Source organism: Mycobacterium sp. (assembly GCF_035570115.1).
In the GTDB taxonomy this organism is placed as follows: Bacteria; Actinomycetota; Actinomycetes; order Mycobacteriales; family Mycobacteriaceae; genus Mycobacterium.
The window spans coordinates 1-4,292 of sequence record NZ_DATMLH010000203.1; the positions used below are offsets into that span (position 1 = coordinate 1).

3 protein-coding genes are annotated in these 4,292 nt (G+C 64.9%); all 3 read left to right on the forward strand.

All coding sequences use genetic code 11. The features are described from left to right. Positions 1-636, forward strand: a 636-nt coding sequence (locus tag VNW74_RS18190) for an aldehyde dehydrogenase family protein (RefSeq protein WP_325679282.1), incomplete at its 5' end; no start/stop codon positions are given. A 250-nt stretch (positions 637-886) separates the two neighbouring features. Beyond that, positions 887-2,047, forward strand: a complete 1,161-nt coding sequence (locus VNW74_RS18195) for an NDMA-dependent alcohol dehydrogenase (protein WP_325679285.1) — start codon at positions 887-889, stop codon at positions 2,045-2,047. Positions 2,048-2,273: 226 nt separating this feature from the next. After that, a partial coding sequence (locus VNW74_RS18200; protein ID WP_325679287.1) for an acyltransferase occupies positions 2,274-4,292 on the forward strand: 2,019 nt, incomplete at its 3' end.

Below are 4,292 nucleotides of genomic sequence, written 5' to 3' on the forward strand. Positions count from 1 at the left end.
GTGGTCAACATGATGCCGAATTCCGGGCAGAGTTGTAACGCGCCGTCGCGCATGCTGGTCCCGAATTCGCGTATGGCCGAGGCGATCACCATCGCGCGTGAGACCGCCGAGCAGGTGAACGTGGGCAACCCCGGCGATAAAACGGCGATAGGGCCGGTGGCGTCGAGGACACAGTTCGACAAGGTCCAGGGCTTGATCCAGAAAGGCATCGACGAGGGCGCGACCGTCGTGGCCGGCGGCCCGGGTCGCCCGGCAGAGTTGGACAAGGGTTACTACGTCAAGCCGACTGTCTTCGCCAACGTCACCAACGACATGACGATTGCGCGCGAGGAGATCTTCGGGCCGGTGCTGTGCGTCCTCGGCTATGACGACATCGATCAAGCCGTGGAGATCGCCAACGACACCGATTACGGCTTGGCCGGCTATGTCTCGGGGGCCGACTACGACAAGGCGCGAGAGGTGGCCCGCAAAATCCGGGCCGGGTGGGTGACGATCAATCACGCCTTCGACATGAACGCAGCGTTCGGCGGCTACAAGCACAGCGGCAACGGTCGAGAGTGGAGCGAGTTCGGGTTCCACGAGTATTTAGAGGTCAAGAGCACCTTGGGCTACGCGCCCGAAAAGGCGGCGCATTAGCTTCAGTCGATCGCGAAGAAATGAGACAACGATGTTTTCGGCAGTTCTGATCGAAAAAGGCGAGACGGGGCAGACCGTTGGAGTCACCGAACTGGACGAGGCGCGGTTGCCGCGCCAGGTGCTGTTTTTTGTGAGGACGAAGTCGCGGTGACGGGCAATGCCAACATCAAGGCCGGCGCGCTTCGGGAACTAGCCGCCGAGTGGCTGGCCGGCAATTGAACCGGGCGAGACCACCATCGAGGAGATTGCAATGAAGTGTCGTGCCGCTGTGCTGCGCGGGGTCGGCATGGACTGGGAGATCCGCGAGGTTGATCTCGACCCGCCCCGCAACGGTGAAGTCCTGGTACGGATGGTCGTGGCCGGAATCTGCCACTCCGATGACCATCTGGTTACCGGCGACGTGGTACCGACCCCCGAGGCGCTGGCCGCAAGCGGTCAGCCCGCGCCGGACTGGTTCCCGCTGCTCGGTGGTCACGAGGGTGCTGGTGTCGTCGCAGAAGTCGGGCGGGGCGTGACGACGGTGCAGCCGGGGGACCACGTAGCGCTCTCGTTCATTCCCGCGTGCGGCAATTGCCGGTTTTGCGTGAACGGTCAAAGCTACATCTGCGACATCGGCGCGAGCCTGTTCGTGAGGGAGATGCCTACCGACGGAACGTGCCGCCGGCATCTCGGCGACGAAAACCTGTTGGCTTATGGCCAACTCGGCACGTTCGCCGAATATGCGGTGCTATCGGAAAGGTCCGTCATCAAGATCGACGATGCGATCCCGTTCCATGCCGCCTCGCTGGTATCGTGCGGCGTCAGCACCGGCTGGGGCTCGGCAACGGTCTCGGCAGGCACGGAGCCCGGCGACACTGTCGTCGTAATCGGGACCGGCGGCGTCGGGATGAACGCCCTGCAAGGAGCCCGCGCCGTCGGTGCAACCTATGTCGTCGGGGTGGACCCGGTTGAGTCCAAGCGGGATTCGGCCAAGATCTTCGGTGCCACGCACACCGCCGCCTCCGCTGAGGAAGCGATACCTTTGGTCAAAGAGATCACCGCCGGCGTAATGGCCGACCGCGTCGTCGTCACTCCCGGCGTTGTGCACGTGGACCTGATCCCGTTGGCGATGACCCTGCTTCGCAAAGGCGGGATATGCGTGCTCACCGGCATCACCCCATTCACTGAGCCCCCAGTTCCGTTGGTTCTGCAAGAGATGGTGCTGTCGGCCAAACAACTCAGGGGAGCGCTCTACGGCGGGATGAATCCGCGCACGAGCGTGCCGATGTTGTTGTCGTTGTATCAGGCAGGCGCATTGAAACTAGACGAGCTGGTCACCCGGCACTACCAGCTCGATCAGATCAACGAGGCGTTCGCCGACCTGCGCGAAGGGCGCAACATTCGCGGAATCATCGATTTCGCCGGCGTCTAAAGCCGAACAGGCATCAGGCGGATTCGAACTGACGCCGGATACCACTGGGCGCCGATTCGGAAGCCGCCGACGGCTCGGCATAGTTCAGCCTCGCCGCGTCGTGTCGTCCGCTGATGCGGTCCGGGCGCACCTAAACTGACGGCTTAATCGGCAGGGAGGGCATCGACGTATCGGCGGCAACTACGGCACCGGCCAGGCGAGCGGTCGGAGCGCTGCGAAGGTGAGCATGGGACCGGCCGGGGTGTACCCCGCGCCGGTTCGCTGTGATCGGCGACCCCGATGGATTGCTGCGCCGCAGCTGGGCCGCCCCGCCACCACCAGAAGTAGCGACAGTGATGGAAAATCAACGCGCCGTCCGGGTATTCCCGCGCTGGATGGTGTGCGTGCGGTCGCGGTCGCGCTGGTGCTCGCAGGCCACGGTGGCATTCCCGGCATGGGGGGTGGATTCCTCGGTGTCGACGTATTTTTCGTACTCAGCGGTTTCCTGATCACTTCGCTACTACTTGACGAACTGGGCCGAAGCGGTCGTATTGATCTGGGCGACTTTTGGATTCGACGTGCCCGGCGGCTGCTACCCGCATTGGTGCTGATGGTGCTGACCGTGGCCGTGGGGCGTCAGTTCTTCTCACCCGAAGCCGTTGCCGGGTTGCGCGATGACGCCGTTGCCGCCTTCTTCTGGGTAGCCAACTGGATGTTTGTCGTCGACAAGACCGACTACTTCGCCCAGGGTGCTCCGCCGTCGCCGCTGCAGCACGCATGGTCGCTCGGTGTCGAGGAGCAGTACTACATCGTCTGGCCGCTCCTGCTTGTCGCGGTGGCGGTGGCGCTGGCCGCACGGGCACGTAGTCGGCACGGGTGGGCCACCCTGGGCGGGGTCCGCTTGACGGTGTTCCTGCTGGCCACGCTCGGCGCCATAGGGTCCGCAGCGGCCGCCATCCTGCTCGCGTCCAACGCCGCCCGTGACCGGGTCTACTTCGGCACCGATACCCGAGCACAGGCGCTGTTGGTGGGCGCCGCGGCGTCGGCGCTGCTGGTCAGCGACTGGTCGTCGCTAAACCGCGGGTGGTCGCTGATCCGGTCCCGGTGGGGCAGATGGACCGCTCGGGTGCTGCCGGTGATCGGCTTGGCACTGTTGGCGTCGGCCGCCCACTACGCCACCGGCAGCGCTCGCGAGTTCCGCGATGGGCTGCTGATTGCGGTGGCACTGGCGGCGGTGCTGGTCATCGCGCCGGTAGCGCTCGACCAGCGCGGGCCCGTCGCTGCGGTGCTGGCCTGGGGTCCTCTCGCGTGGCTGGGCGCCATCTCCTACGGCGTCTATCTCTGGCACTGGCCGATCTTTCTGGTGCTCAACGGCGAGCGCACCGGCTGGTCCGGGCTCTCGTTGTTCGGCGTCCGGTGCGCGGCCACACTGGCGGTGTCCACCGTGTCGTGGTGGCTCATCGAGCGGCCCATCCGGAGGTGGCGACCGGTGCGGGTGCCACTGTTGCCGCTGGCAGGGGCTACCGCCGCGACCGCCGCCGCGATAACGATCCTCGTCGTCCCGGTCGGTCCCAGGCCCGGCGCCGGGCCGCTGGCGGGCAGCTTGCCCCCTGGCGTGTCACCAGTCGCGGTCGTTTCGCCGTCTCCACCGAAGGCACTCATCCCTGCACGTACTGTCGCGCAACGAGATCCGCGGCGACCATTCAGCGTGTCGGTCTTCGGCGACTCGATCGGCTGGACGTTGATGCACTTCCTGCCGTCGACGCCGGGATTCCAGTTCATCGACCACACCGTGATCGGCTGCAGCCTGGTGCGCGGCGGCCCATACCACTATCTCGACCAAACCTTGGATCAGAAAAGCGAATGCGAGTCGTGGCCCGGCAGGTGGAGATCAGAGATCGCGGTCGACCAGCCGGACGCCATTCTGCTGATCGTCGGCCGCTGGGAAACCGTCGATCGAGTCAACGAGGGACGATGGACCCACATCGGCGAACCGGCCTTCGACGCCTATCTGAGCAGTGAGTTGCGGCAGGCGGTGGACATCCTCAGCTCCAGCGGGGCGCAGGTGACCGTTACCAACCTGCCCTACAGCCGGCGTGGTGAACAGCCGGATGGGAGCTTGTATCCCGAGGATCAACCCGACCGGGTGAAAAAGTGGAACATATTGTTAGACAATACTATTGGGCATCGTGCAGGTGTGCGGATACTCGACCTGAAGAAGAAGCTTTGCCCGGAGGGCGCGTACACGGCCAAGTTCGACGGGATC

What these genes read in the sequence shown, in the direction of transcription:
- VNW74_RS18195 (WP_325679285.1), top strand. Translation starts at nt 887, where the DNA reads ATGAAGTGTCGTGCCGCTGTGCTGCGCGGGGTCGGCATGGACTGGGAG.